Raw genomic sequence first — 24249 nt, 5'->3', positions numbered from 1 at the left:
CAGTATATGCCGCGGCTTGACGATGGCGGGCGGGCGGGCACTATGGCGCCATGCGCATCGCGATCTTCGGCACCAAGGGCTATGACCGGCATTTCCTGTCGGCCGCCAATCAGGGACATGAACTGCATTTCCTGGAACCCAGGCTGGACGCGGATACCGCGAGCCTGGGCGAAGGGTTCGAGGCGGTCTGCGTGTTCGTCAACGACCGGCTGGACGCGGCCGTGCTGGCCAAACTGGCGGCCGGCGGCACCCGGCTGATCGCGCTGCGCTGTGCCGGCTATAATAATGTCGATCTTGTCGCGGCGGCGGAACTGGGGCTGACGGTGGTGCGGGTGCCGGCCTATTCGCCCCATGCGGTTGCGGAATTCACCGTCGCGCTGCTGATGGCGCTCGACCGGCGCATCCATCGCGCCTGGGCGCGGGTGCGGGAAAATAATTTTGCGCTCGACGGGCTGATCGGCCGCAACCTCCATGGCCGGGTGGCGGGCGTGATCGGCACCGGGCGGATCGGCGCGCTGGTCGCCCGCACGCTGAAGCTGGGCTTTGGCTGCGAGGTGCTGGCGAGCGATGTGGCCCAGGATCCCGAATTGCTGGCGATGGGCGTGCGCTACATGTCGCCACGCGACCTGCTGGAACAGGTCGATATCGTCTCGCTCCATTGCCCGCTCACCCCGGATACGCGCCATATCATCAATGCCGACGCGATCGGCCGGGCGCGCGATGGACTGGTGATCGTCAATACCAGCCGCGGCGCGCTGATCGATACGCAGGCGCTGGTGGCGGGGCTCAAGTCGCGCAAGATCGGCGGCGTCGCGCTCGACGTCTATGAGCAGGAGGCGGACCTGTTCTTCGAGGATCTGTCCAACGAGATCATCGAGGATGATCTGTTCCAGCGGCTGCTGACCTTCCCCAATGTTTTGGTCACCGGGCATCAGGCATTCCTGACCGAAGAGGCGCTGGCGAGCATCGCCGAGACGACGATGACCAATATCAGCGATTTCGCCGCCGGTCGTCCGCTCGCCAACCGGGTCGATCCGCAAGCGGCTATTGCCCCACGAGGATGAACGGCGCCCAGACATAGGGCTGCACCGCGTCCGGCTTGCCGGACCGGATCAGCTTCAGCATCGCCCGTTGCAACGCCACGCCGCGATAGGCGCCGCGCCGGTTGGCCTTGACCGTCTCGACCGTGATGAAGGTGCCGGCATCGTCCCGCACCGGCCAGTGCGACACCAGCAGGGCGCCGGCACCGGCATAGCGGAACGCTTGGGCCAGGCCGGAATAGGTCTGGGCCTGGGCGCTGCTGCCGGCGGCGGTGTTGCACGCGGACAGGATCACCCAATCGGCGCCGATCCGCATCTGCGCCACTTCCGATGCGGTCAGCAGCCCGTCATTGCCGGAATCGATGTCCGGTGGCGAAAGCAGCAGCGCTGGTTCGTCCAGCCCCTCCATCTGGCCGCCGACCAGCCCGTGGGTGGCGAACAGCATGACCGAATAGGGGCGCAGGTCGCTGGTGCGCAGGATCGCCTCGCTGGCATTCGCGCCGATCAGCAACCGGGCATGATCGGGGCCGAAATAGCGCGCAACCGATCGCAATTCCTCGGCCGATCCGGGCAGGGGCGGCAATTGCGCCAGCGTGGCCACGCCGCCGCCGCGTTGCTTGAGGGCGATCGCCTGCGTCTCCTGCGAAAAGGGCAGGGGCGCGCCGATGCCCAGCATCCGGTCATCCTGCGCCGCCAGCTTTTGCGGCACGACGGGGCGGAAGCCGCTGTCGATCCGCAGCGCATAGCGCCGGATCAGCCAGGGCGTGTTCCGGTCGATATGCTCCACCGGCTTTTGCGGCAGCATGGCAAAGGGCAAGGCGGCGAAAGCGCCGGTCGGCACGACCCGCAGGCGTGGCGCCTTGCCCAGCGCGGCTTGGACATCGGGCGTGAAGATCTGGGTGTAGAGGATATGGGCGCCGTCCTGGTCGAAGCCGGTGGCGCTCAGCGATGCGCGCAAGCGCGCGATCCGGCCGACCAGATCGGCGCGCGTCTCCTGCGCCCGGATGATGGCGGTCCGTTCGCGGCTGACGGCCAGGATATAGACGCCGTCAAAGGCAGGCGTCACCGCCAGCAGCGCCTCGTCCGTCGCCAGATTGGCGCGCAGCGATGCCAGGTCGGGCAGGGCGCCGCCACGCGCCTCCAGCCATCGGGGGAAGTCATGGGCGATGGCGGTGCGGTCGGCATTGACCTCTTTTGCCAGGGTCGCGCGATTGGCGCGCGCAGCCGCGAAGCCTTCGTCGCGGGCGAGCGCCTGCAGCAACAGGCTGTCGGCGGCCTGCAGCGCGCGGGTCCGGTCCTGCAGCGCGCGGACCCGGTTGCCCAGTGCGGGGTCGTCCACCATCCGCTGCGCGACCAGATGATTGGCCTGGACGATACCCGATCCGGCAAGCAGCGCCATCGCGTCCATCGCCAGTCCGGCGTCGTGCGCCTGTGTCGCGATCGCCAGCACGCTGTCCAGCGCGGCGCGCTGATCCTCGGTCAGGGCGCCGTCCTCCTGCAGGCTGAGGCTGGTGCGCAGCAGCGCGATCAGCCGGCAGGCCGCATCGACGCTGTCGCCGCCATTGGCCCAGGCGGACAGCATGCCGGCATTGGCGATGGCGAAGCCCGGCAGATTGTCGAGTTCACGGGTCTCTCGGTCGAAATCGGCGGCGGCGGCGCGCGCTTCGTCCATCCGGCCGGCCTGGATCAGGGCCGGGATCAGAAAGGGATAGACGCGCTGCCCCATGTCGCGATCCTCGGCGCTGCCGGTGCGGCCACGCGCCAGCGCGGTCTGTAGCCGGCTGATCGCTTCTTCTCTGCGTCCCTGGGCGAAAGCGGCGACGCCGGCAAAGGCCAGCGCGCGTGCGGACTGCGGACTGGTGTCACCTTCGATGTCGCGAAAGCCGCGCTCGGCCTCCAGAAACAGCGGTTCGGCCTCGTCATAGCGTTCCAGCGGCAGCAGCAGATTGCCGAGATTCTGCAGCGCGAAGTCAAAGGCCAGGCTCTTCGTGCCGCTGGTCTCGCGCTTGATCGCGATCGATCGTTCCAGATAGGCGAGGCTTTCGTTGCGCCGCCCGGTGCGCGAGAGCAGCAGGCCGAGCGCTTCGAGCGCGCGGGCATAATTGGGATGCTTGCGATCGACATGGTCGGTCGCGGTATCCACCGCCAGACGGGCATAGATTTCCGCCTCGGCATCGCGATCCGCGCGCGAGAGCATCTGCGCATACATATAATAGGCGCCGACCGCGTCCGCGCTGTTCTGGCCGCTGGCGGCGACCCGCGCCTCCATGCTGCGGCGTTGCGCCTCGACCGCTTCGCTGTTGCGGCCGAGACGGGACAGCGCCTGGGCATGGGCAAAGGCGATGTTGGACTTCAGCATCATCGCCGATTCATCCAGCGCCTTGGGATCGGTGCGGGCGAAATAGCCGTCGATATAGCGGCTCGCTTCGGCCAGCGTCTCGACCCCGGCGCCGATCTGGTTCAGAGTGACCTGGACATAGCCTTTGATCGACAGGCCCTGCATCCAGTAGATCGGATAGGCGTCGCGGAAGGGCGACAGCAGGGCAAGGCCGCGGTCCGCATGAGCGAGCGCGTCGGGGTTGCGGCCGTCGATCTGGTCCATCGACGACAGGTTGATGAGCGCGACCCCCGCCAGCGGATGGGCCTGGCCCTGCACCTTGCTGTGGGATGCCGCCGTTTCGAGCGCTGTCCAGGCGTCGCGTGTCTTCTGCGACATGGACAGGGCATAATCGTCGCTCTCGAACAGCGCGTCGGCCTTGTCCTCCAGCGCGTAGAGCCGGGCATAGTGCGGATCATCAGTGCGGAAGGCGGGCGACGGGGCGGCGGCAGCGGGCAGCAGCGCGGGGCCGGCCAAGGCCAGCAGAAACGCGCCCGCGCGCGCGGAAAACAGCATGATGCGCCCCACTTTTCTCGACCCGATACCGTCTTGGGTCGAACCCAGGACGGCGTCAAGTCATCAGGCCAGTGTCAGGCGCCAGTCCCAGCGCAGCGGATCGCCGTCCATCACTTCGACCCCGCGCGCGATCAGCGCGTCGCGTATCTCGTCCGACAGGGCGAAATCCTTTTCGGCGCGGGCGGTGGTGCGCCGTTCCAGTTCGGCCTCGATCTCCTCGGGCGTGATCTGCGCATCCTTGGGCTGCACCCGCAACTCGGCGCGGGTGAGGTCCAGCAGACGCAGGCCCAGCGCCTGGTCGAAGGCGGCGATCAGGCAGAGCTTCTCGTCGACCGGCACCTTTTTCATGCTGATCGCTTCCTCCAGCAGCGGCAAGGCGCGGGGCGTCATCAGGTCGTCGGCGATCGCTGCGTCGAACTGCTCCAGCAGCGGCACCAGCTTGGGGTGGAGATTGGCACGCAGATAATCGAGCGTGACCGACTGCCAGGTGATGCCCTCGGCCCGGCTTTTCAGCCCCTCGACACCCATGACCAGCCGCTTGAGGCGGGTCAGGGCGGCGGCGAGATTGTCGGCGCTGAACTCCAGTTCGCTGCGATAATGGGCGCCCAGGCACAGCAGGCGATAGGCGATCGGATGCACGCCGGCATCGACCAGGCTGAACAGGGTGGTGAAGCCGCCCTTCGACTTCGACATCTTCCCCTGCCGGTCGACCAGGAAATTATTGTGCATCCACCAGCGCGCGCCGGTGAAGTCGGGCTGCGTGTCGGTGCAGCCGCAATAGGCCTGGTTCTGGGCGATCTCGTTGGGATGATGGATCTCGCGATGGTCGATGCCGCCGGTATGGATGTCGAACGGCTGGCCGAGGCGCGCCTGGCTCATGACCGAGCATTCCAGGTGCCAGCCCGGCGCGCCCTTGCCCCAGGGGCTGTCCCATTCCATCTGGCGTTGCTCGCCCGGCGGCGACTTGCGCCAGATCGCGAAGTCGGATGCGTTGCGCTTGCCCGCCACCGGATCGATGCGGGCATGGGCAGCATCGTCGCGACCGCCGGCCAGCGCGCCATAATTGGGCACGGTGCTGCTGTCGAAATAGAGGCCGCTGTCCAGTTCGTAGCAATGCGCGTCGGCGATCTTCTGCGCAAATTCGATCATCTGCGGCACATAGTCGGTCGCGACCGTCCATTCGCTGGGCGCCATGATGTTGAGGTCGGCGATATTGGCCTTGAATGCTTCGGTATAATGGGCCGCGATGTCCCAGATGCTCTTCGCGCTGGCGCGGGCGGCGGCCTCCATCTTGTCGTCACCGGCATCGGCATCCGACGTCAGATGGCCGACATCGGTGATGTTGATGATCTGGGTGACGTCCAGCCCCTTCCACAGCAGGGTCCGGCGCAGCGTGTCGACGAACACATAGGCGCGCAGATTGCCGATATGGGCATAATTATAGACGGTCGGGCCGCAGCTATAGACGCGCGCATGGTTGGGCTCGATCGGCGCGAACGGCTCGATCGACCGGGTCAGGCTGTTGAACAGGCGCAGGGGCGCGTCGCTATGCTGGTCTTGGCTCATGGCGCCAGCCATGTCGCGAGACGGCGCGATCGTCAACGGGTCGGACACCGCAAAAAAGCGCTTGAACTTGACCTTGGGTCAAGCAGTAGCAAGGGGCATGACCGATATGTTGGATATTGCTGCCGTCGCCCGCGCCACCGGCCTCACCAGCCGGGCGCTGCGTTTCTATGAGGCGCGCGGGCTGGTCGCGCCGCTGCGCACCGCGTCGGGGCGGCGCCTGTTCGGTCCGGCCGAGCTGGCGCGGCTGCATGAATTGCTGGCGCTCAAGCGGGCGGGGCTGAGCCTTGCCCAGATCAAGACATTATTCGACGGCCGGCCGATCGACCTTGGCGCGCTGCTGCGCGCGCAGGTCGCGGCGATCGACGCGCAGGCGCAGGAACTGGCGCAGGCGCGCAGCCATCTGGAAATCGCCTTGTCCCGCATCGACCGTGGCGAGCCGCTCGATGCCGCGACTCTTTGCTCGCTGATCCGCAGTGGAGAAAGCATGACCATGCAAGAAGAATGGAAGGCGGTCAGTGGCCGCTATATCAGCGCCCAGGCCGAGGCCGATTTTGCCGAGACGATGCCCAACATGCCGGCCGATTTCGATCAGGCGGCCTATAGCGCGCAATGGGCCGACCTCACCGCCCGGATCGAGGCGGCACTGCCGCTCGACCCGGCGAGCGCGGCGGCAGGGGCCTTTTATGACGAATGGCAGGCGCTGCTCGCGCCCTTCACCGCCATCGCCACACCGGCGATGATGGAGGGGGTGACGCGCATGTACGATCATGTCGACGAGTGGAAAGACGAGCGGCAGCCGCCCTTCGCCTCGGAAGTGTGGGATTTCATCCGCAGCGTCGGCGCGGCGCGGCAAATGTAATAAATTGTTGCTTGGGCGGTGGCGCCTTGCGCGATCGTCCGGGCGACCCGATATTGGCTGTGCGGACCGGGCCCCTCTGGCGACATGGATCTCTTCCCCCTTGATCCAGGTCGCGATGTCGGACCGCATCGGGTGCGCCCGGTGCAGGTTTTGTGGCAATTCCCCCCTCTTTTTGCCGCAGGAGACCGCATCGGGCTCACTCGAACCACATTTATGATGGAGTGAGTGAAGCCGTGAACAATCCCGTACGCATGCCGGGCTATGGTGCCAGCCAGACGGCGCAGACCGATGCTGGCCTGCGCGCGCACATGCTCGGCGTTTTCCGCAACATGGGCATCGGCCTGGTCATCACCGGCCTGGTCGCCGCCCTGGTCGGCAACACCCCGGTGCTGGCTGCCGCCATCTTCGGCACGCCGCTGAAGTGGGTCGCGATCTTCGCGCCGCTGGCCTTTGTCTTCTTCTTCAGCTTCCGCATCGACAAGATGACGACGGCTGGCGCACGCACCGCCTTCTACGCCTTCGCGGCGGTGATGGGCGTGTCGCTGGGCAGCGTCTTCCTGGTCTTCACCGGCGGCAGCATCGCCCAGGCCTTCTTCTCGGCGGCGGTGATGTTCCTCGCCATGGCGCTCTGGGGCTATACCACCCAGCGTGACCTGACCAAGATGGGCAGCTTCCTGATGATGGGCCTGATCGGCATCGTCGTCGCCAGCCTGATCAACATCTTCATCGGCTCGTCGGCCATGGCGATGGTGATCTCGATCATCGGCGTGGTGGTCTTCACCGGCCTCACCGCCTGGGACGTGCAGCGCATCAAGTCGGAATATTTCTACTATGCCGGCCATGAGGTGGCGCAGAAGATGCAGGTGATGGGCGCGCTGTCGCTCTACCTGAACTTCGTCAACCTGTTCCAGATGCTACTGAGCCTGACCGGCGAGCGCGAATAAGCATGCGGGACCAGGCCACCGTGTCGGCCATGCTCTGCCCGGTCTGTCATGTGGGGCTCCACATGAGCGACCGGCAGGGGGTGGAAATCGACTATTGCCCGCAATGTCGCGGCGTCTGGTTGGACCGGGGCGAACTCGACAAGATCATCGAGCGTTCCGCTCAGCCGGCTCCGGCCCCCGCCGCGCCGCAGATGAGCTACCGCCCGGACCGCGAATATCGCGACGACGGGCGGGGCTATCCCAAGAAGCGCAAGAAGAGCTTTCTGGAAGAGCTGTTCGATTGAGAAAAAGGCCGGTCCCGATGGGACCGGCCTTTTTCGTTGGAAGGGGGAAGAAGAGAGATCCCAGCCTGGGCTGGGATGACGGCAGTGGATAGTGGTTCCTATACTCCGTCATGCCAGCGAAGGCTGGCATCCCACTTCCTTCTGGCGCCGCGCTTCAGTCCATGTGCAGCGCATCGAATAAATCCTGCCATTTGGGATTGATGCTTTCGATCAACTGCACTTTCCACTCGCGCTTCCACGCCTTCATCGCCTTTTCTCGGGCGATGGCATCGATGATCGCTGCATGCCGCTCGGCATAGACCAGGCGATCCAGACCATATCGGCGACAGAAGTCCGAACCCGTCCCGTCGCGATGCTGCATGGTTCGATGCGGCAGGCTGGATGTCACGCCAATATACAACACGCCATAAGCGCGGTTCGTCATGATATAGATCCAGCCGCCCGTCATGGCCGTGATGCTGCGTCAAAAGGCATTGGGATGCCAGCCTTCGCTGGCATGACGGGGAGTGGAGGGTCACAGCCCGGTCATGCCAGCAGATGTTGGTATCTTGGATTTTTTAGTGCGCCGCGCCCCAGCTTGGGCCGGTGCCGATTTCCACGCCTAGCGGCACGGACAGGCTGACCATCGGTTCGGCCGCGCTCTCCATGACCTGGCGGATCACTTTGCTCGCCGCCTCGACATCGGCTTCGGGCAGTTCGAACACCAGTTCGTCATGCACCTGCAGCAGCATGCGCACGCGCGGCAGGCCGGCGGCCTCGAGCGCCGGGCCCATGCGCGCCATCGCCCGCTTGATGATGTCGGCGCTGGTGCCCTGGATCGGCGCGTTGATCGCGGCGCGTTCGGCGCCCTGCCGTTCGTGCTGGACCGGTGCCTTGATGCGCGGGAACCAGGTCTTGCGGCCGAACAGGGTTTCGGTGAAGCCGTTGGCGCGCGCTTTCTCCAGTGTCTCGTTGATATAGACGCTGATGCCGGGGAAGCGCTCATAATAGCGGCTGATCATGTCCTGCGCCTCGTCCGCGCTGATTTCCAGCCGGCCGGCCAGGCCCCAGCGCGAAATGCCGTAGAGGATCGCGAAATTGATCGTCTTGGCGCGGCCGCGCGTGTCGCGATTGACCTCGCCGAACAATTCCATGGCCGTGCGGTTATGAATATCCTCGCCCTGTTCGAACGCGTCCTTGAGCGCGGGCACGTCGGCCATGTGCGCGGCCAGACGCAGTTCGATCTGGCTATAGTCCGCCGCCAGGATGACATTGCCGGGTTCGGCGACGAAGGCATGGCGGATCTGCCGGCCGATCTCGGTGCGGATCGGGATATTCTGCAGATTGGGATCGGTCGAGGACAGGCGGCCGGTCTGGGCGCCGGTCAGCGAGTAGCTGGTATGAACCCGGCCGGTGTCGCGGTTAATCTGCTGCTGCAGCGCGTCGGTATAGGTCGATTTGAGCTTGGAAAGCTGGCGCCATTCCAGCACCAGCCCGCAAATGGCCGAGCCTTCCGCCTTGAGCTTCTCCAGCACGGTGACGTCGGTGGAGTAGGTGCCGCTCTTGCCCTTCTTTCCCCCTTTGAGGCCCATTTCATCGAACAGCACGACGCCCAGCTGCTGCGGGGATCCGATGGTGAAGGGATGGCCGGCGAGTTCGTGGATTTCGGCTTCAAGGCCGGCGATCGACTGGGAGAAGCTGCCCGACAGGCGGGACAGGGCTTCGCGGTCGACCTTGATGCCCTGCCGCTCCATGCCGGCCACCACCGGGATCAGCGGCCGGTCGACCAGCTGGTAGACCCGCGTTGCGCCTTCGGCCGGCAGACGGCCCGAAAGCTTGTGCCACAGGCGCCAGGTAACCTCGGCATCCTCGGCGGCATAGGCGGTGGCCTTGTCGAGCGGCACATGGGCGAAGCTGATCGCCTTCTTGCCTGTGCCGGTCACTTCCTTGAAGCTGATGCAGGTGTGATTGAGGTGGACGCTCGCCGCCTCGTCCATGCCATGGCCGCCCAGCGACTTGCCGGCGTCGAGGTTGAAGCTCATCACCATCGAATCGTCGATCGGTGTCACCTCCAGCCCGACGCGAGCCAGGACGTTGAGGTCATATTTGATATTATGGCCGACCTTGAGCACCGCATCGTCGGCGAGCAGGGGCTTGAGTAACCGGATGGCGTCATCGAGCGCGATCTGCTGCGGCACTTCGCCGAACATGTCGTCGGCGGAGCGATGGGCGAGCGGGATGTAGCAGGCACGGCCGGGGCCGGTGGACAGGCTGATGCCGACCAGGCCCGATTCCATGCTGTCGAGCGCATCGGTCTCGGTATCGACCGCGACCACGCCCAGCGCGCGGGCTTCGTCGATCCAGACCTGCAGCGCCTCGACCGTGGTGACGGTTTCATAGAGGGCGCAGTCGATCGGCGGATGCTCGACCTCGATCACCGGGGGGGGCGGTGGCGTGTCGGCGCTGCCGGTCGCAGCGGCCGTGCTGGCGACCGCAACCGTAGCGGCCGGCGCGCCCAGGCGGTTGAGCAGGGTCTTGAAGCCATGGTGCGACAGGAAGGCCTGCAACGGCTCCTTGGGAATGCCCTTCAAGGTCAGGTCGTCCAGCGGCTCGGGCAGGTCCATGCTGTCATGCAGCGCGACCAGCCGGCGCGACAGGCGCGCCATGTCGGCATGGGCGATGAGGTTTTCCTGCATCTTCGACTTCTTCATCGCGGGGGCCGCATCCAGCGCCGCTTCCAGCGTGCCATATTCGGTGATCAGCTTGGCCGCGGTCTTGGGGCCGATGCCCGGCACGCCCGGCACATTGTCGACGCTGTCGCCCATCAGTGCCAGCACGTCGCCCAGTTGCTCGGGCAGCACGCCGAACTTTCCCATGACATAGTCGGCGCCGCGCCGCTCATTCTTCATCGTGTCGTACATGTCGACGCCGGGCTGGATCAGCTGCATCAGATCCTTGTCGGAACTGACGATGGTGACATGCCAGCCGGCGCGCACGGCGGCCTGGGTGTAGCTTGCGATGATGTCGTCCGCCTCAAACCCGGCTTCCTCGATGCAGGGGAGCGAGAAGGCGCGGGTGGCGTCGCGGATCATCGGGAACTGGGGGACCAGATCCTCGGGCGCGGGCGGCCGGTTCGCCTTATACTGGTCATACATGTCGTTGCGGAAGGTGTGGCTGCCCTTGTCCAGCACGACGGCCAGATGGGTCGGGCCTTCCGCTTTGCCCAACTCCTCGGCCAGCTTCCACAGCATGGTGGTATAGCCATAGACCGCGCCGACCGGCTGGCCATGCTGGTTGGTGAGCGGCGGAAGCTGGTGATAGGCGCGGAAGATATAGCCGCTGCCGTCGACCAGATAGAGATGATTCTGCTGAGACATGGGGCAGGGGATAGCGGGGATTGGCCCGCCGCTCCAGTGCCCGACGCTTATACGCCGCCGCTCTCGCCGCCGGCCGGGGCGGTCGCGTCGTCGGCGCGCCGGCCGCGCAGCATATGGCCAATCAGCAGCACGGGCATCAGCACGGCCATGCCGATGAAGATCGCCATCAGCCGCTCGACGCCCGGTTCCAGCACCAACTGGTCATAGCGGTCGGGCACCAGCATCACCAGCACCGCCAAAGTGAACTGGGTGCCGACATAGCGATGGGTCGGATCGCCATTTTCCAGATGCCGGCCCAGCATCACGCCGATCGCGGTGGCGACCAGCAACAGCGCCATATTGTCGGCGCCCGCGACCAGGAAGAAGGCCGCGAACAGGGCGCCGCCGATGCAGCCGATCATCCGTTGGAATATGCGCTGGCTGACCGGGGCGAGGCCGCTCGATCCGATGCCGGTGACCGGCAGCAGCATCACCGCCATGATCATGATCGCGCCCTGCGCCAGCGCGGGCACCGGGATCCAGGCATTGAGCGCCACCAGCAGCGCCAGCGCCACGCCGGCCTGCAGCGCATGGCGCAGCGAATCCCCGTGCCAGCCCGCACCGGTCGCGGCGGGCGTGCGCTTGGCCGGCCAGCGGCGGCGCAGGGTCAGGGTGGAGGCGAGGCTGACGATCAGGCTGGCGGCGATGCCGGCCAGCGTTTCGAGCACGCGGGTCTGGACGAATTCGGGCAGGGCGATGGCGGGGTGCTCGATCTTGTCGAGCACGACCATCGCATAGGTCAGGCCGAAGAAGAGCCAGGCATAGGAACGGCGCGAGGTGATCGCGGCATAGAGGCTGATCGTCCCCATCAGCGCCAGCGCCGCCGCAGCGGCGGGCCAGTAGCCGACGATAAAGGGGGCGCTGCCCAGCGCGATCAGGCCGCCCGCGACCGTGCCGATAATCCGCAGCACGCCGCGCGCCAGCGTTTCGGCGGCATGGCCACGCATCACCATATAGCCGGCAAAGGCGGCCCAGGAGACATGGGTGGCGCCGAGCAGATGGGCGAGCAGGATCGCGCCCAGCACCGACAGCGCACATTCCAGTTCATCGATGGTGCGCGGCGTCACGCGGTCGAGCAGCGAGGAAAAGGGGCGCGGCATAGGGACTTAGTGCCGCAGCGGGGCAGTAAAGGCCAGCGCCGGATATTTGCCGCTTCCTATCCGTTTTGTTGCGCTGGAAACAGATTGGGAAGGGGAGGGCATGTGATGCGGGCATGGGGCGCGGCGATGCTGCTGGCGATGGCGGCGCAGGGTGGCGCGGCCTGGGCGCAGGATGATCGGGAATTCTGCGCCGACCGGCCGGGGCTCGACACGCCGCCCTGCACCATGGCTCCGGGCAAGGTTCAGGTCGAACTGGGGTTGGGCGACTGGACCGGCGAGCAGGACGGCGAGAGTCGCATCTACACTGTGAACGTCGGCGACGCACTGCTGCGCATCGGCCTGACCGACAGCCTGGAAGCGCAACTGGGCTGGACCGCTTTTGGCCATGTGCGCACGCGCGATCGGGTGACCGGCGCAGTCGAGACGGACAATGGCATCGGCGACATGCGCGTCGCATTGCGGCAGAATCTGCGCAATCCCGATGGTTCGGGCTTCTCGATCGCGGTCATGCCCTATGTCAGCCTGCCGACTGGCGGCGACGCGATCGGCGATGGTGACTGGGGCGCCGGGATGCTGGTGCCGATCAGCTATGATCTGGGCCATGGCCTGACGCTCCAGGCCACGCCAGAAGTCGACGCGGCGGTCGATGAGGATGGCGATGGCCGGCATCTCGCCTATGGCAGCGTCGCCGGGCTGGGCTTCGACATCAGCGACAGCCTGTCCGGATCGATCGAGGCGTCGCTGATGCGCGACGATGATCCCGACGGCCATGCCACCCAGGCGCTGGCCGGACTGTCGCTGGGCTGGCAGGCGGGCGACGACATGCAGTTCGATGCTGGCGCCAATCTGGGCCTCAACCATGACAGCCCCGACGCCGAACTCTATGTCGGCATCGTCAGGCGCTTCTGATCCTTAGAGTATCCTCCGATTAGGTTGAATCGGAGGACGATCTAATTGTTTTGATTGCCGACTTCAGAATGCTCTAGCGCTTCTCGTGATTGGCGACCACGGCCCGCGCCACCGCCTGCATCAGCTGCCAGCGTTCGGGGATCGAGACGGTGGTGCTGCCGATCATCACCGCAACCGCATAGCTGGTGCCGTCGGGCGCGGTCATGATGCCGACATCGTTGAACCCGGTAGAGCGCGGCGGCAGATCCTGCCCCGTGCCGGTCTTGTGCATATAGGTCCAGCTGTGCGGCACGCCGCCCTTGATCCGCTGCGGCCCGGTCTTGGCTTCCTCCATCGTCGACATCAGCAGGCGGCTTGAGGCGGAGGACAGCATGTCGCCCTCCTTGAGCTTGGCCAGCGCCTCGACGATCGAGGCCGGGGCGGCGCCGTCCGGCGGGCTGGCGAGATAATTGTCGAGCGCCTTCTGCCGCACCGACATGGGCAGCGCGGCGCGGGCGGCGTAGAAATTGCGGCCGATCGAATAATCCTGCCGCCAGTCGAGGCCGGCGGTGGTCGATTGCAGCAGGCGTTCGCCTGGACCAAAGCGGATATTGGCGATATGGCGGCGCGCCAGATAGCCGCGCACCGCGTCCGGCCCGCCGACCGCGCGCAGCAGCGTGTCGTTGGCAGTATTATCGCTCTGCGTCATCGCGCGGCGCATCAGGTCGGAATAGGTGGTGGTCCAGCCGCCCGATCCCACCATCGCCGCGCTCGGCTGGTGGAACAGGGTCAGATCCTTCTTCGTGATGGTGGTCGAATCGGCGAGGCGGATCTTGCCGCGATCGACCGCGTCGAGGAAGGTCATCGACACCCACAGCTTCGACACGCTCTGCTGCGGGAACAGGGCATTGCCATTATAGGCGACGGTCCAGTCCGCCCCGACCCGGCGCACCGCGATGCCGACCTTGCCACGGAAGCTCTGACCCAGATTCTGGATCACGCTGACGAGTGCGGGCGAGGGCTGCTCGCGCTGGTCGATATCCTTGAACGGGGCGGGGGGATTGGCGACCTGCTTGATCGGCCAGGTGTTGGTCGTGGGCTGCACCGTCTGGCGCGGCGGATTATTCGGTCGCGCGCTGCTGGCCTGGGCACCCGGCTGGGGGGGCGCGCCGACGCAGGCGGACAAGGCAACCACCGCAAGCACAAGGCGCGACGAGACGCGCCTGCTATCATTCGAACTCATCACTAACCCCGCACTTCAAGCCGTTACAAGGCGCGGCGACCCGCATTGTAGGCAAGGACGATGCGACGAATGATTCCACAATTGCGATGTAAGGAGTCTGAACGGCGGAACGGCGCTCAGTTGCGGTTCAGCGGCGGGGCGGCAATAGGGAGCGGATGACGGATGGACTGATGGATCGACGCGGCCTGCTCTGCGGCGCGGGAGCGCTGGCGGCGGGATGGGCGATGCCGGCACTGGCGGCGGATTTTGCCTCGCGCCGGATCATGGTGACGGTGCGCGGCAGCGGCCGGGACGTGCTGCTGATCCCCGGCCTTGCCAGCGGTCCGGGCATCTGGAACGGCGTGACGGGGCAGATGCCGGGCTATCGCTGGCATCTGGTTCATGTCCGCGGCTTTGCGGGCCTTGCTGCCGACGCCAATGGCAGCGGGCCGGTGGTGCAGCCGGTGGCGGACGAGATTGCCCGTTATATCGCCGCCGCCGGACTGCGGCGGCCGGCGGTGGTCGGGCACAGCATGGGCGGCACGCTGGCGATGATGCAGGGCATCAAAGGCCTCGCCAGCCGGGTCATGGTGGTCGACATGCTGCCGGCCGGGGCGGCGATGGTCGGCGGCACCGCCAATGGCATGGGCTATCTGGCCGACCAGCTCAGCCAATATTTCACCGGCACGGCGGCCGGGCGCCGCTACCTCGCCCAGATCGTCGCGCAGGCGCCGGGGGCGGAGGGCAGCAATCCGGAGGTGATCGCCACCGCGCTGCGTGACCTGGCCAATACCGATCTTGGTCCCCAGCTCGGCCGGATCGGGGTGCCGATGTCGGTGGTCTATGCCGTCGGCACGGACCAGGCCCAGTCGGTCGAGATCACCCGCCGCTTCCGGGCTGCCTATGCGGCCAAGAAGGACGCGAAGCTGATGCCGATCGGGCCGAGCGGCCATGTCGTGATGGCCGACCAGCCGACCCGGTTCAACGCGGCGCTGGGCAATTTCCTCAAGGGCGTTTGACCTCGATCAAAGCGCCGGCCTGGATCGGCGCTAATTTGGTCGGCGAGACGACGCCCCTGGCGTTTGCTCCTCCTCCCTTCAAAGGCGCGGCTGCCCGGCCGCGCCTCTTTTTTGGTCAGGGCGCCAGCACCGTGTCGACGGCTTGCGTCAGCGTCTCGGGATAGTCGAGCGTGTAGTGCAGGCCCCGGCTTTCCTTGCGATGGAGCGCCGAGCGGACCACCAGCCGGGCCACTTCCAGCAGGTTGCGCAGCTCGATCAGGTCCGGCGTCACGCGGAAATTGCCGTAATATTCATCGACTTCCTTCGACAGCAGGTCGATGCGGTGCTGGGCGCGCTCCAGCCGCTTGGTGGTGCGGACGATGCCGACATAGTCCCACATGAAGCGGCGGATTTCCTTCCAGTTATGCTGGACGATGACCTCTTCGTCGCCATTGGTGACGCGGCTTTCGTCCCACGGCCGGATCGGCGGAGGGGCCGGCAGTTCGTCCCAATGGGCGCGGATATGCTTGGCCGCCGCCTCGCCGAAGACGAAACATTCGAGCAGCGAGTTGGAGGCGAGGCGATTGGCGCCGTGCAGGCCGCTTTCGGTCACTTCGCCGGCGGCATAGAGGCCGGGCAGGTCGGTGCGGCCGTCCAGGTCGATGATGACGCCGCCACAGGTATAATGCTGCGCCGGGACGACCGGGATCGGTTCCCTGGTGATGTCGATGTCGAGGTCGAGCAGCCGGGCATAGATGGTCGGGAAATGCTGCTTCACGAACTCGGGCGGCTTGTGGCTGATGTCGAGATGGACATAGTCGAGGCCCAGGCGCTTGATCTCATGGTCGATGGCGCGGGCCACCACGTCGCGCGGCGCCAGTTCGGCGCGGGCGTCGAACCGGGGCATGAAACGCTCGCCGCCGCCCGGCACGCCGGGCGGGAGCTTCAGGTGGCCGCCTTCGCCGCGCACCGCCTCGGTAATCAGGAAATTCTTGACCTCCAGATTATAGAGGCAGGTCGGGTGGAACTGGTTCATCTCCATGTTCGACACGCGGCAGCCCGCGCGCCAGGCCATGGCGATACCGTCGCCGGTCGCGCCGCGCGGCGCGGTGGAGAAGAGGTAGGTGCGGCCCGCGCCGCCGGTGCAGAGGATGGTCGCGCGGCCGAGGATGGCGTCGACATGGCCGGTCTGCTTGTTGAAGGCATAGACGCCCCAGACATGGCCGTCGCCCGAATAGCGCTCGCCATGACGCGAGGTGATGAGGTCGACCGCGACCATATCCTCCATCAGGGTGATGTTGGGATTGGCGCGCGCGGCCTTGAGCAGCGCGACCTGCACGGCATGGCCGGTGGCGTCGTCGACATGGACGATGCGGCGATGGCTGTGGCCGCCCTCGCGGGTCAGGTGCCAGCGTTCGCCGAACTCGTCGCCATCGCCCTCTTCATTGGGATTGAAGGGCACGCCCAGTTCCGCCAGCCGCTCGATCGCGGCGGGGGCTTCGGAGACGACGAACTCGACCGTGTCCTGATCGTTGAGGCCGGCGCCCGCAACCATCGTGTCATGGACATGGGCCGCAAAACTGTCACCGGCGTCGAGTACCGCGGCGATGCCGCCCTGCGCCCAGTTGGTCGATCCGCCATCCAGCGCGCCCTTGGCCAGCACCACCACCTTGCGATCCTGCGCGAGGTTGATGGCGGCTGTCAGCCCGGCCGCGCCGGAACCGATGATGACGACGTCATGGGTGATGGTGGGCATATATATTCACTCTCCGGGCTTTTGCCCTATCCCGTTCGGTTCGAGCTTGTCGAGAACCCTGCGCACCGGTTCTCGACAGGCTCGAACCGAACGGGGTTTCTTCACGCAGCCGCCGTCAGGTTGAGGAAGACATCCTCCAGGTCGGGGTCGCGGGTCACCACGTCGACGATGGCGAGGCCGCCGGCCTGTACCGCGCTCAGCACCTGGCCCGCATTGGCGCGGTTCTTCATATAGGTGATGGTGAGGGTGCGCTCGTCGGTCAGCTCGACCTTCTCGAAGCTGGGGTCGCTCGGCGGGGCGGTGATGTCGCGGTCGACCGTCACCTGCACCACCTTTTCCTGCGCCATCGCGATCAGCTCGCGGGTCGGCTTGTCGGTGATGACCCGGCCATGGTTGATGATGCCGATGCGGTCGCACAGCTCCTCGGCCTCTTCGAGATAATGGGTGGTGAGGACGATCGTCACCCCCATGGCGTTCAGTTCCTTCACATAGGCCCAGAGCTGCTGGCGCAGTTGCACATCGACGCCGGCGGTGGGTTCGTCCAGCACCAGGATCGGCGGCGAATGGACCATCGCCTTGGCCACCAGCAGCCGGCGCTTCATGCCGCCAGAGAGCGTGCGGGCATAGGCATTGGCCTTGTCCTCCAGATGGACCGCGCGCAGCAGCTCCATCGAGCGGCGCCTGTCCTTGGGCACGCCATAATAGCCGGCCTGGTTCTCCAGCGTCTCGAACGGCGTGAAGAAGGGATCGAAGACGATCTCCTGCGGCACGATGCCGATGCTGTTCTTCGCATTGCGCGGATTGGCGTCGATGTCGAAGCCCCAGATGCTGGCCGATCCGCTGGTCTTGTTGACGAGGCCGGCGAGGATGTTGATCGTGGTCGACTTGCCTGCGCCATTGGGGCCGAGCAGGCCATAGATCTGGCCGCGCGGGATGGTGAGGTTGATCCCGTCGAGCGCGCGCTTGCCGCCCTTATAGACCTTGGTCAGGTCGCGGATCTCGATGGCGGCTTGCGCAGGCTGGTCGGTCATGGCTGATCTCTATGGGGATCGAAGCGGGGGAAGGGAAGGGGCTGAAACGACGCGACAGTTGAAAGTTCACACCGTTCTGCGTCGCGATTTCCGGGCGATTTCGGCGGAAACGCGCCTGTGACGCGCCTGTAACGCGACACCGACGCGACACTAAGGTCACGCCGAAGCGACAGTCAGGCGACAGCGAAACGACAGTGAGGCGACATTTATCGGCCGATCGGACCCCGGTGCGGGCGGATCGGCGCGAGCGGATCAGCCCGCCGGGAGGCGTGGAGCGCCAGTGCGCTGGCCCAGCTGCGATCAAAGCCGGTGCCGGCCAGCCGATCGCGCAAGCGGTGGGCGCTGGAGCGGGACATGCCGACCAGTTGCGCGGCATGGCTGATATTGCCGGTTTCGAGCAGCGCGGCGAGGAAGCGGCGCTGGCGATCGGGCGTCCATTGGCGGCGGGCGCGCCGGGGTGCGGGGATGGGCGGATTGGGGAGGGGCTGGTCCATCCGTCAGGATAGATCAGGAAAAACGCGTGTAGGAAAGGTGGGAGGCTCGCCTGTCCGTGACGGTCCAGGCGAGGCCCGGCTGGCCTATTTGAACGAGGCCAGGCATTCCACTTCGAGCGGGGCGCCGAGCGCCAGGCCGTCGGCACCGAAGGCGCTGCGGGTGGGCAGGCGCTTGCCCTCGAAATAGCTGACATAGGTGGTGTTGAAGCGCGGCCAGTCGGCCATGTCGTCCAGCATCACCGTGCATTTGACGACATGGCCGAAGTCGAGGCCATTGTCCTTCAAGATCTTGCCGATCGAATCCATCGCATTCTTCACTGCCGCATCGAACCCTTCCTTGTGCGGGTCCATGCCGTCGGGCACTTGGCCGATCTGGCCCGACATGTAGAGCATGTCGCCGACCCGGATCGCGGGCGAGAAGGGCAGCTTGGCCGGCAGCGGCTTCTGCGCGGCGGCGGGTGCGGCGATCATCAGGGCGGCGAGAAGGGGGGAGGCGAGCAGCTTTTTCATCATAGGGCTCCGAAAAAGGATCAGACGCGGGGCAGGGCGGCGATCAGCCGTTCGACATCCCTGTCATCGTTGAACACCGATGGCGAGATGCGGAAATAATTGTCGTGGACGGACATGCGGACCTGCGCGCGCGCCAGCCGATCGGTGAGCAGGCCCTTCGCATTGGGCAGGACGCAGCTCAGCAGCGGGCTGGTCGTGCCGGGCGGGGTGATGAGGCGATAGCCCTTGCGCGGCAGCTCGTCGCGCAGCTGGCCGATCAATTGCTGGGCATGGGCCTGGATCGCCGGCACGGTGAGGGCCGAGATGTAGCTGATCGAATGATCGAGCATGGCGCTGATCGCCTGGGCATAGGTGCCGGTGCCGAAATGGCCGAGCGCGCCGGGGCGGGCGACATAGCTGGTCGGTGTATCGCCGGGCGGATCGAGCGGGAAGACATGGGTCTGCGGTGGGGACAGGCCGATGCCGGGCGGCGCACCGGGCGCGGCAAAGCCATAATAGCCATATTCGCTGCGCGGCAGTTGGTCCGCGACACCGCGCCGGACATAGAGGAAGCCCAGGCCGAAATCGCCCATCAGCCATTTATAGGTGGCGCAGGCGGCGAAATCGACGCCACTGTCATGCAGGTCGATCGGCACCGCGCCGGCGGCATGGATGATGTCGGCATAGACCAGCGCGCCGACCTTGTGCGCCATCGCGCTGATCGCCTTCAGGTCATGCTGGAAGCCATTATAGGTGGAGACGGCCGAGATGCTGACCAGCTTCGTCCCCGGCGTGATGGCGCGGGCCATATCCTCGGGGGCGATGCGGCCCTCGCGCGCCTGCACCCAGGCGACATCGACGCCCTGTTTTGCCATTTCCTGATACATGGGGAAGGCGGCGTAGAAATGGAGCGTGTCGGTGACGACGCGGCCGCCAGCATGCGGGAAGCCCAGTGCGCGCAGCACTGCCTGCTCGCCCATGGTGGTGGACTGGACCCAGGTGATCTCATCCGCGTCGGCGCCCATCAGCGCGGCGAATTTCGCGATCAGCGCGGCGCGATCGACCGGCTTGCGCGCGGCAGCGACGGGATCGAGCGTGCGGCCGGCGAGATAGGCGTCGGCGGCGGCCTTGGCGCCCAGGCTCACCGGATGGGTGGAGGCACTGTCGAGATAGGCGAGCGGAGTGGCGGCGAAGCTGGCCTTGTCGGGGAGCGACGGTGGCGCGGCGACGGCGCGGGCGGCCTGTGCCGCCAGCGGCACGGCGAGCGCTGCCCCCAGTGCCTGACGCCGGCTGAGGCTCATGCCATGATCCGGGCGAGCGCGGTCTTGAACGCCTGCATCTCGGCCGGCGTGCCGAAGGAGACGCGGACCCAATCGTCCATATGCTTGCGCGGGCCGCCGATGAAGATCTTCTCTTTGGCGAGGGCGGCGGTGACATCGGCGCCGGGGCGGCCGACATGGATCATCGCGAAGCTGGTCTGCGAGGGGAGATATTTGAGGCCGCGCGCGTCGAGCCAGGCGAAGAGATCGTCGCGCACCGCCTTGTTATAGGCCTTGCGCTGGGGCAGCAGCGTGGGATCGAGCAGGCTGGCTTCGGCCGCGACCACGGCGGGCATCGGCGTGATGTTGACGCCATAGTCGGCCATGCCGTCGAGCAGATCCTTGCGCCCGGCGATCAGGCCGCAGCGCAGGCCGGCCAGGCCGTAGATTTTCGAGAAGGTGCGGGTGACCAGCACGTCCGCGCCCTTCGCCACCAGGTCGAGGCAGCTTTGCGCGTCGCTATAATGGATATAGGCCTCGTCGACGAGCAGCACGGAACCGGCCGGCTTGTTGGCGAGCAGCCATTCGATGTCGGCGCGCGGGATCGGCAGGCCGGTCGGATTGTTGGGATTGCAGAGATAATAGACGCCGGCGTCGGGCGCGGCGGCGAGCAGCTTGCGCAGGTCGGCAGTGAAGTCGCCGGCCAGCGGCAGGGCGACGGCGCGGGTGACCGGCTGGTTGCCCTTGCCCAGGAACCCCTGGTCGAAGGTCGGCTCGAAATAGGCGATCGGGCGGGTCTTGGACGAATAGGTCAGCGCGACCGAGCGCAGCGGCATGAACGAGCCGGGATGGACCTGGACCTGGTCGGGCGCCAGGCCGTTCTGGCGGGCGAACAGGCTTTCCAGCTTCGACGCGAAGGCCATGCCATAGCGGCCGGCGAGCGGATCGAGCCCGGACAGCGCCTGCAGCGCGGCGGGGGCGGGGCCGAGCGGATTTTCGTTGCTGTTGATGAAGATGCCGTCGGTCAGCGTGGCGACCATTGCCTTGGGATCATCGCTCATCGCCACCTTGCGGTCGCGCTGGGCGAGGGCGGGCGCCGCGCCGGCTATTGCCGCCGCGCCCATGGCGCCGCGCATCAGCATGCGGCGGCTGAGAGTGTCCGGACGGTCGGTCATGGTTTTCGCTTCCCCCTGATGGGGATCGAGGCATCGATCCACATCCCTATCATTGTTGCCGCGTTCTGCGAGCCGCCGGTCGTGCCGACCGGCTTCAGAACGCTGACAAAGCAAAAGGGCCGGTCTCCTGGGAGACCGGCCCTTCAGTTCTAGCCTATCAGAACTTGAAGTCTACGCGGGCGTAGTAATAGCCACCGGCCGAGCCATAGGCACCGTGACCATAATAGGAGTTCCAGCTGGTGGAGCCGTTCTCATAGGGCGACTGGCCGGGGAGGACGGTCACGCCGCTGAGCAGCTTGGGCTTTTCGGGGCGCTTGTCGAACAGGTTGTTCGCGCCGATCGAGAACTTCACATAATCGGTGAAGTCATAGCCCAGCTCCAGATCGGTGATGCCGGTCGCCTTGACCACGCCGTCACGTTCAAGCGGCTGGCCGTTCATCGCCGCTGCCGAAAGGGCCGAGCGGACGAGGATGCTGGTCTTGCCGTAGAAGGTCTGCCGCAGATTGGCCGAGAAGGGGCCGCTGGCGAAGTTGATGCCGGCGACAATCTTGTAGTCGGGCGAAGCGTCTTCGATGTAGCTTTCCGACTGCGCGCTGAACAGGCTGGTGTTCTTGTTGTCGGTGATCTTGGTCTTGTTGTAGTTCGCGTTCAGCGACAGGTTGAGCTTGCCGAAGTCGAGCGGCACGACATAGTTGGCCGAGAAGTCGACACCATAGGTTTCCGTGTCGATCAGGTTGGTGAAGCTCGCCACGCCCAGCGTCTGCAGGCCGGTGTCGAGCACCAGGCCGGTGGACGCGATCGCCGCGAGAATGTCTTCCGCACCGGCGACGGGCAGACCGCCCTGAATGGCCGGCAGCGAAGCCGTTGCCGAGATACGATCCTTGATCTTGATATAATAGCCATCGATCGTGATCGCGAGCTTGGGAGCCGGACGCAGGACGATGCCTGCCGAGAAGTTGGTCGACTTTTCCGGACGCAGGGCATTGAAGCCCAGCAGCATGGCGGCTGGCGAACCGGCCGGCAACTGGAGCACCGCGCTGGTCGGGCCGACATTGACGGTCGAGTAGAAGGATTCCGCAAGCGTGGGTGCACGGAAGCCGGTGCTGGCCGTGCCACGGATCGCGAAGGCATCCGAGAAGTCGTAGCGGGTGGTGATCTTGCCGATCGTGGTGTCGCCGAAGTCGCTATAATCTTCGTAGCGGCCGGCAAGGTCGATGGTCCAGCCTTCGACCGGGCTGGCGATCAAGTTGATGTAACCAGCCTTCGAACTGCGGCTGTGCTTGCCGGCATCGACATCCTTGTAGCCGGGGAAGGACTGGACGCCTTCCTTGTAGGTCGATGCGAAGTCGCCGGCGACGATTTCATAGGTGTCGCGACGATATTCGCCACCGAAGGCCAGGGTCAGCGGTTCGGCCATGCCAACGTCGAACTCCTTGCGGATGTCGAGGGTGTTGGTCAGCTGGCTAAGCTTGAAGCCGCCGTCATAGGCGTCGGTCGGCGTGTAGGGCGTGATGCTGGAGTCATTTTGTGCAGCCGTATAGCTTTCGATCCACATGGCGCGATGCGCGGATTCGATCGTCCAGATCTTGTTCTGGTCATAGCCATAGGTGGTGCTGACGTCATAGTTCCAGCCGCCGCCAAATTCGCCCTTGGCGCCAACCGTGAAGCTATATTCCTTCTGCTCCACCTTCTGCTGGGGGACCATGCCGAACGTGCCGGTGTCACCAAAGCAGGTGCTGGTGTCGGTGGTGCTGGCGCAGATGCGGTTGGGCGGACGATAGCCCTGCTTGGCATAGCCGACGCGACGCGACACGTCGCCGAAGCTGTAGAGTTCGACGCCGCCGAAATCATAGCCCATATTGTAGAAGAGCAGGTTGAGCTGCGACTTGGCCTGGCCGCCGTTGATGCCGTTGAGGTCGAGGCCAGCCCAGGCGGGGTCATAATAATTGTTGGTCGATCCGAACGAGCCCGGATAGGTGCCGGCCGTCGGCACATAGGGATTGCCGTCAATGTCCGACATGGTCACCTGGCCGGTGCCGGTCGAGGTGTAGTTCTGGCGACGATGGAAGCCGGTCAGGTTGAAGAAACCGTCTTCGCCCAGCTTGAAGCCGACATTGCCCGAAGCCGAGAACAGTTCGCCCTCGCTGTTGTAATATTGGCCGCCAGTGACCTTGAAGCTGCCGCCTTCGCTGTCATCCTTGAGGATCATGTTGATGGCGCCGGCGATCGCGTCGGTGCCGTAGACGGCGGCGGCGCCATCCTGCAGCACTTCGATGCGGGATACGGCATCTGGCGGAATGAGGTCGATGCTGGGGGCGGCCGAACCCTGGAACGGACCGGCGATGACCTGAAGAATGGCCGAGCCATGGCGACGCTTGCCGTTCACCATCACCAGCGTGTGGTTGGGGCTCAGGCCACGCAGACGGGCCGACAGCGAGAAGTTCGACATGTCGGTGCCCTGGGTCTGGGCGGTGAAGCTTGGCACCATCTGGGTCAGGGCCTGGTTGAGGTTAGGCTGGCCGACATGGCTCAGCGCTTCCTCGCCGAAGACCTGAACCGGTGCGGCGCTTTCCGCGGCCTGCATGCCGGTTGCGCGGGTGCCGGTAACGATGATGGCTGCACCTTCATCGGCCTGCGGTTCCTGCGGTGCTTCCTGCGCTATGGCGCAGGCCGACCAGGATGATGCGGCGATCAGAGAAATTTTTAGAGCAGATAGTCTATTCATTCGATGCCCCCTGATTTTGTCATTATATCGACATAGGGGGTGACGAATGATCTGCGGAATATCCTCTATTGCGCCGCACAAAATTTAAGTAAAAATGAAATGTTTCTGCAATTTTTCCGTGTCAGGATTCA

19 protein-coding genes are annotated in these 24249 nt (G+C 65.6%); 6 read left to right on the top strand and 13 right to left on the bottom strand.

Annotated elements, in window-relative coordinates; translation table 11 throughout:
- The first annotated feature begins 50 nt into the window (after window positions 1–50).
- On the top strand, window positions 51–1064 hold the full coding sequence (locus A0U87_RS19025) for a 2-hydroxyacid dehydrogenase (RefSeq protein WP_048937745.1): 1014 nt from the start codon (window positions 51–53) through the stop codon (window positions 1062–1064).
- Here the strand turns inward: A0U87_RS19025 and A0U87_RS19020 are convergent.
- Both A0U87_RS19020 and cysS read right to left on the bottom strand, forming a co-directional pair.
- A complete protein-coding gene (locus A0U87_RS19020) occupies window positions 1045–3933 on the bottom strand; it encodes a CHAT domain-containing tetratricopeptide repeat protein (protein ID WP_048937744.1) in 2889 nt (962 codons plus the stop codon). The two genes, A0U87_RS19025 and A0U87_RS19020, sit on opposite strands and share 20 nt — an antisense overlap.
- Window positions 3934–3996: 63 nt before the next feature.
- Window positions 3997–5511, bottom strand: coding sequence for a cysteine--tRNA ligase (cysS, locus tag A0U87_RS19015; RefSeq protein ID WP_048937743.1), 1515 nt, complete (start codon window positions 5509–5511; stop codon window positions 3997–3999).
- Window positions 5512–5596: 85 nt separating this feature from the next.
- Between cysS and A0U87_RS19010 the strand changes: the two genes are divergently transcribed.
- The 3 genes from A0U87_RS19010 (at window position 5597) to A0U87_RS19000 (ending at window position 7586) form a co-directional block, all read left to right on the top strand.
- Window positions 5597–6358 carry a MerR family transcriptional regulator gene (locus tag A0U87_RS19010; protein ID WP_048937742.1) on the top strand — a complete coding sequence of 254 codons (762 nt, stop codon included), beginning with the start codon at window positions 5597–5599 and terminating at the stop codon, window positions 6356–6358.
- A gap of 251 nt (window positions 6359–6609) precedes the next feature.
- Window positions 6610–7302, top strand: coding sequence for a Bax inhibitor-1/YccA family protein (locus A0U87_RS19005; protein ID WP_037517646.1), 693 nt, complete (start codon window positions 6610–6612; stop codon window positions 7300–7302).
- A gap of 2 nt (window positions 7303–7304) precedes the next feature.
- Complete coding sequence (locus A0U87_RS19000; protein WP_048937741.1) at window positions 7305–7586, top strand: zf-TFIIB domain-containing protein; 282 nt, start codon at window positions 7305–7307, stop codon at window positions 7584–7586.
- 154 nt (window positions 7587–7740) lie between these two features.
- On the opposite strand, the gene A0U87_RS18995 is transcribed toward A0U87_RS19000, so the two are convergent.
- The 3 genes from A0U87_RS18995 to A0U87_RS18985 all read right to left on the bottom strand — a co-directional run bounded on the left by A0U87_RS18995 (window position 7741) and on the right by A0U87_RS18985 (window position 12081).
- Window positions 7741–8034, bottom strand: coding sequence for a GIY-YIG nuclease family protein (locus A0U87_RS18995; protein ID WP_107917645.1), 294 nt, complete (start codon window positions 8032–8034; stop codon window positions 7741–7743).
- 109 nt (window positions 8035–8143) lie between these two features.
- A complete protein-coding gene (gene polA, locus A0U87_RS18990) occupies window positions 8144–10942 on the bottom strand; it encodes a DNA polymerase I (RefSeq protein WP_048937740.1) in 2799 nt (932 codons plus the stop codon).
- A 47-nt stretch (window positions 10943–10989) separates the two neighbouring features.
- Window positions 10990–12081 carry an FUSC family protein gene (locus tag A0U87_RS18985; RefSeq protein WP_048937739.1) on the bottom strand — a complete coding sequence of 364 codons (1092 nt, stop codon included), beginning with the start codon at window positions 12079–12081 and terminating at the stop codon, window positions 10990–10992.
- 105 nt (window positions 12082–12186) lie between these two features.
- Here A0U87_RS18985 and A0U87_RS18980 point away from each other — a divergent pair, with 105 nt between their 5' ends.
- A complete protein-coding gene (locus A0U87_RS18980) occupies window positions 12187–12990 on the top strand; it encodes a transporter (protein WP_048937738.1) in 804 nt (267 codons plus the stop codon).
- 73 nt (window positions 12991–13063) lie between these two features.
- Here the strand turns inward: A0U87_RS18980 and A0U87_RS18975 are convergent, their stop codons facing one another.
- Entirely contained in the window at window positions 13064–14212 is a 1149-nt protein-coding gene (locus A0U87_RS18975; protein WP_048937737.1) for a serine hydrolase, read from the bottom strand.
- A 155-nt stretch (window positions 14213–14367) separates the two neighbouring features.
- Between A0U87_RS18975 and A0U87_RS18970 the strand changes: the two genes are divergently transcribed.
- On the top strand, window positions 14368–15210 hold the full coding sequence (locus tag A0U87_RS18970; protein ID WP_048937736.1) for an alpha/beta hydrolase: 843 nt from the start codon (window positions 14368–14370) through the stop codon (window positions 15208–15210).
- A 115-nt stretch (window positions 15211–15325) separates the two neighbouring features.
- On the opposite strand, the gene nadB is transcribed toward A0U87_RS18970, so the two are convergent.
- From nadB to A0U87_RS18935, 7 genes are all read right to left on the bottom strand, one after another.
- On the bottom strand, window positions 15326–16945 hold the full coding sequence (gene nadB / locus A0U87_RS18965) for an L-aspartate oxidase (protein ID WP_048937735.1): 1620 nt from the start codon (window positions 16943–16945) through the stop codon (window positions 15326–15328).
- Between the two features lie 101 nt (window positions 16946–17046).
- Window positions 17047–17976 (bottom strand): ABC transporter ATP-binding protein, encoded by a 930-nt coding sequence (locus A0U87_RS18960; protein WP_004208122.1) that lies wholly within the window; start codon window positions 17974–17976, stop codon window positions 17047–17049.
- A 206-nt stretch (window positions 17977–18182) separates the two neighbouring features.
- Window positions 18183–18470 carry a hypothetical protein gene (locus tag A0U87_RS18955; RefSeq protein ID WP_048937734.1) on the bottom strand — a complete coding sequence of 96 codons (288 nt, stop codon included), beginning with the start codon at window positions 18468–18470 and terminating at the stop codon, window positions 18183–18185.
- Window positions 18471–18554: 84 nt separating this feature from the next.
- Window positions 18555–18980, bottom strand: a complete 426-nt coding sequence (locus A0U87_RS18950; RefSeq protein ID WP_037507790.1) for a RidA family protein — start codon at window positions 18978–18980, stop codon at window positions 18555–18557.
- 20 nt (window positions 18981–19000) lie between these two features.
- On the bottom strand, window positions 19001–20260 hold the full coding sequence (locus tag A0U87_RS18945) for an aminotransferase class V-fold PLP-dependent enzyme (RefSeq protein ID WP_048937733.1): 1260 nt from the start codon (window positions 20258–20260) through the stop codon (window positions 19001–19003).
- Window positions 20257–21393 (bottom strand): aminotransferase class I/II-fold pyridoxal phosphate-dependent enzyme, encoded by a 1137-nt coding sequence (locus A0U87_RS18940; protein ID WP_048937732.1) that lies wholly within the window; start codon window positions 21391–21393, stop codon window positions 20257–20259. Before A0U87_RS18940 ends, A0U87_RS18945 begins: the two co-directional genes overlap by 4 nt.
- A 157-nt stretch (window positions 21394–21550) precedes the next feature.
- Complete coding sequence (locus A0U87_RS18935) at window positions 21551–24118, bottom strand: TonB-dependent receptor (RefSeq protein ID WP_048937731.1); 2568 nt, start codon at window positions 24116–24118, stop codon at window positions 21551–21553.
- Between the last annotated feature and the right edge of the window lie 131 nt (window positions 24119–24249).

The sequence above is a fragment of the Sphingobium sp. MP9-4 genome, from assembly GCF_005281675.1.
Taxonomy (GTDB): domain Bacteria; phylum Pseudomonadota; class Alphaproteobacteria; order Sphingomonadales; family Sphingomonadaceae; genus Sphingobium; species Sphingobium yanoikuyae.
Note: the sequence above shows the minus strand (reverse complement) of the source record. Positions and strands in the feature narration are given on the sequence as shown.